2 protein-coding genes are annotated in these 4,564 nt (G+C 61.3%); both read left to right on the forward strand.

Translation table 11 applies throughout. The features are described from left to right. The first annotated feature begins 452 nt into the window (after positions 1-452). Positions 453-2,042, forward strand: coding sequence for a site-specific DNA-methyltransferase (locus AC1Q6C_RS33380; RefSeq protein ID WP_190287654.1), 1,590 nt, complete (start codon positions 453-455; stop codon positions 2,040-2,042). Further along, a complete protein-coding gene (locus tag AC1Q6C_RS33385; protein ID WP_075835953.1) occupies positions 2,039-4,345 on the forward strand; it encodes a DEAD/DEAH box helicase in 2,307 nt (768 codons plus the stop codon). Before AC1Q6C_RS33380 ends, AC1Q6C_RS33385 begins: the two co-directional genes overlap by 4 nt. Positions 4,346-4,564: the final 219 nt, after the last annotated feature.

Below are 4,564 nucleotides of genomic sequence, written 5' to 3' on the forward strand. Positions count from 1 at the left end.
GCGGTTGATGACTCCCTGGTAGCCGATGACGCCAAATAGCGATCACAGAACGCCGCCAATTATTGTTCAAGTCCACAAGCCTGACCTACTCCAGGCCTGTCGAAAAGATGAATTAGACGGGTTATTCGACATAGATTGCCGGCACCAGATGAGAAAGGTTACGAGCGTGGCGGCATCTGAACCCGTTCATCGTTGATAACACCACTGCTTACCAAAGACCACCCCGGGTCGGTGTGCGGTCGTCTTCAGGGCTGACAGTCACCTTCAGTTCGGCGGGGGTATGAGACGCAACTAAGGTTCTGGGTATGACTACCCAGCCCGAGCCAGTCCGCCCTGAGAGTGGGCTACACATGCATTGGCACGGTCGGCGCTCCTACCGCAGTCGGGTTCCGGCTCCCCGCGTCCTTGAGTCCGTGCCGGAGCTGTCTCACGGTCCGGCATCAGGGAACATGGTGATCGAGGGCGACAACCTGCAGGTGATGCTCTCGCTGCGCTCGCAGTACAGCGACAGCTTCGACGTGGTTTACATCGACCCTCCGTACAACCGCGGCGGCAACGATTTCCGCTACAGTGATGCCCGGTTCCACGACCCCGATGCCGCCCCCTACGATGCCGAGTATGTGAGCAACGAGGACGGTGAAAAGCACACCAAGTGGCTCAACTACATGGCGCCGCGGCTGGTTGCTATCTGGAACCTGATGGCCGATAGCGGCGTCATTTTCATTTCTATCAACGATATCGAGCTGGGCCGGCTCATGATGCTGGCCGACGAGATCTTCGACGAGACCAACCGCATCGGAGTAATCGCGTGGAAGGGCTCATCTGACAACAACCCCTCGCGCATTGTCATCGAGCACGAATACGTCGTTTGCTACGCGAAGAACATCAAGAAGGTCCCGCAGCGCTGGCGCACCCCGGAAGACGAGGTGAAGGATGCCCTGCTTGAGCAGTACGACGAGTTGAGCAAAGAGACTCCGGACCTCGCCGCCCGCGCGATCCGTTGGCGCGCGCTGCTGCGATCCAACGAGGAGTCTCTAGGCCGGTTGAAGGCCTACAACCTGCTCGACGAGAAGGGGCCGTACCAAAGCGCCCGACGCGTCCACAATCCGAAGCCAGGCGGCTACCGCTACGGCGTGAGCAAGCGCGGCGTCGTCAAAGCCACGGCCAAGACCGCCTATGCGATGCCGCTGAACGGCTACCGGTTCCCGCCCGCCACCATGCAGCGCCACATCGACGACGGCCGCATCGTATTCCCCGACAATCTCGCCCAGATCGTTCAGATGAAAGACCACTTGGTCGATTACAAGGGCTCGCTGCGCAGCGTCATCGACATCGACGCACGTGCCGGCGCCTACCGACTGAAGGCTCTGTTCGGTTCCGAATTCGAAGGCTTCCGCTTCCCCAAGCCCATGGAACTGATCGAGCTACTGGTCGGTGCAGCGGGAGGCAAGGACGCCCTGGTCTTGGACGCCTTCGCCGGCAGCGGGACCACTGGCGACGCCATCCTCCAGATGAACAAGAAGGACGGCGGCAATCGCCGGTTCACTCTCATCGAGGAGGGGAACGGTGAGGATCAGTACGCCCGGACCCTGGTGGCTGAGCGCCTGAAACGTGCCATCGAGATGGACTCTCTTAAGACGGGCTTCACTTTCATGCGCACCGGCGCCCAGCTGGACCGCAAGGCAATCCTCAGCCTGGAGCGAGAGAAAATCGCAGCCGTGATCTGCCAGACCGACCGTTCAGGCGCACGATCAGGCATCCGTGCGGTTACCGGGAGCAAGTTCATCATCGGCAGCAACCAGCGAGGTGAGGCGATCGCGTTGCATTGGCTGGGCCCGGTAGACAGCGAGGTCAACATCGACATCATCAACGCCGCCATCGCCGAAGCGAAAGATATCGGGCTCAAGACCCCGGTACGGATCTACGGCACGACGTGTCGGCGCAGCGAAACCAAGTCGTTTGTCTTTTGTCAGATTCCCGACGAGATCTTGGCCCAGCTCCATCTTGAGGAGGAGGAGCTTTCCGAGGTGATCGAGTCATGAACACCACAATCAGGCTCTTCGACTTCCAGGAGCAAGCCGCAAGCCAACTCTCCGAAGCGATCGAGGAATGGGTGCAGATCTGCGCCGAGCACGGGCCTCCAAAGCTTGGCAGGACTCCGATCCCGTTCGTGGGCCATCTCAAGGCCGTCACGGGCGCCGGCAAGACACCGATCCTGTCCACCGTGGTGGGCGACCTCAAGCACGGCTTGGTCTTGTGGACATCAAAGTCCAGTGCCGTCGTCGACCAGACCGCCCGCAACCTGTTGGGCAAGTACCGCCACCTCCTCCCCCGAGACACCGTTGTCCTGCGTGAGCGTCCCAGCAAGAGCGAGTGGGAGCAGGTCATCGAGAATCGGCACGGCCTCACCATTTGGGTCACCACGGTGGGATCGTGGAACGAAGCCGACGCCGCCGAGGCCGGCGGCAGGGCCGACGCCCGCCTCAACATGCATCGACCACAGCAGGATTGGGGAGGCGAACTGTCCCCCTGGGAGCAACTACGCACCAAACTTCAACGGCCGCTTTACGTAGTCTACGACGAGAGCCACAACCAAACCCCAGCCCAGCTCGACCAGCTCATCGGCCTCAACCCGGTGGGTTTCCTCATGGCCTCCGCCACTCCACCCGAGGGCCGCTTCGAGGAGTTCGCTGGCGTGATACGCAACGACGAGCTGCTCGCCGACGTCGCGGAAAAGGCCAACGTCCGGGTGCAGACCCGCGACGTCGTCGAAGCCCAGCTTCTCAAGCACACGATCTCGGTGGAGAACTTCGACTCCGATGCCGACACCCTCCTCTCCGAGACCGTGGCGCTGCACCGCCAACTGGTCAGAAAGGCCGAGGCCGAGCAGCTCGACGTAAACCCCAAGGCACTTTACGTCGTCGAGCGGTCCAACCCATCCGCTGCCAGGGGCGAGGTGGTCTCACGCCCCGAGGTGATTTGGCAGTTCCTTCGTGACCACGGTGTGCCCGCTGAGGAGATCGCAGTCTACACCCAGACGAAGGTCCTTCCGGACGACGCCGTACGAGTGAGCTCGCTGGCTCAGCTGCTGCCGCACCACCGCCATATCATCTGCAACAGGGCCTTGCAGGAAGGATGGGACGACCCCGAGGCCTACATCGAGTACTTCGACGACGAGTCGAACTCGTTCGTTCGGATCTCTCAGGTCATCGGGCGAGCGCTCCGGCAACCCGGCGTCGGCCATTTTGAGGACGACGACCTCAATACCGCGACTCTATTCGTACGAGTCGCCAACACTCAGTTCGAGTCCATCGTCGAGGGACTTAAACGCGAGCTTTCCCTGTACGCCATAGACGACGAGAACGGCGAGTCTAGCCCCGCGATCAGGATCCGCACCCGCAAAGAGCCATTAGACCCCGTTGCAGTCAAGCCAGCGCTGGTCGGCAAGCTCACACTGCCGGAGTACCAGTTGGGCGACGCGTTCCTCGACGATGAGCTCGCCGAAGTGGGCATGACTTCCCGACGCACTTACGCCGACGTAGACCTTGAGGCTCCCGGCGCGCGCACCACACGCGTAATCTCTCTCCGAGGAAACGACGACGTCACTCGGTATAAGGAACTCGCCGCGAGCATGCGCAGACCCAATGGCGAGTACCTCCGCCGACGGATCGTCATCGGCAGCAGGCACTGTGCCCACCTCATTGAGCCCACCACCTTCACCGGCCCGGCTTTCGAGCAGTGGGCCTGCGCAGGATCCAACGCTCAACGTGATCTGGCCACCCTGGCCGACAAAGTCGTACGCCAGTTCGAAGCCACCGTCGACCTCGTTCCCAACGAGATCCTCGGAGAGGAGACCTGGCATCCGCGAGCTCACGTCCCCAGCAAGAGCACCATGGAGTCGTTCAGCAACGCGGCCCACCCAACCTACAGTCGAGCTGTCTTCAACGACGACGAGCTCGAATTCGCGAAAACATTGGATGCCCTCAATGTGGGCACCTGGATGCGGAACCCGGTCCGTGGCGACGGTTACGGCATTCCCTTACCGATGAAGGTCGGCGGCTCAAGCACGTTCTACCCAGACTTCCTTTGGTGGGTCGCTGACACCTGTTTCGCCCTCGATCCCACCGGCAAACACATCCTCGATGAGAAGGTTCGGGGCAAACTCCTTGACATCGACCTGCCTAAGATTGTGCTCCTCATCAAGGGTCGCCTGTCCCCCAACCTATTCACCCACGAGAAGAGCGACGACGTGACGATCCTGAGGCCCAGAGCTGGTCGCGCGCCGTCACCAGAGACCTACCCCGACGTGTCAACAGCCCTTAGGCGTATCGCGAACCTCACCTGAACTCACCTCGTCGGTACGCCCCTCCAAATACGGCCTGGTGCACACCAGCCGTCCCCAGCAGCGCAGGGATCAGGTGTCGATTGATTCCGTCCGCCCGAACGTGTCAAGGAAAGCACGACACTGGTATGGCCGTTAGGCCACGGTGTCGACGGCCATCGTAAGCTCCCCACTGGCGGCCATTTATGGCGCATTTTGTGGCCATGGTTTCTCCCCGCGTAC

The sequence above is a fragment of the Rhodococcus sp. MT28 genome, from assembly GCF_058792695.1.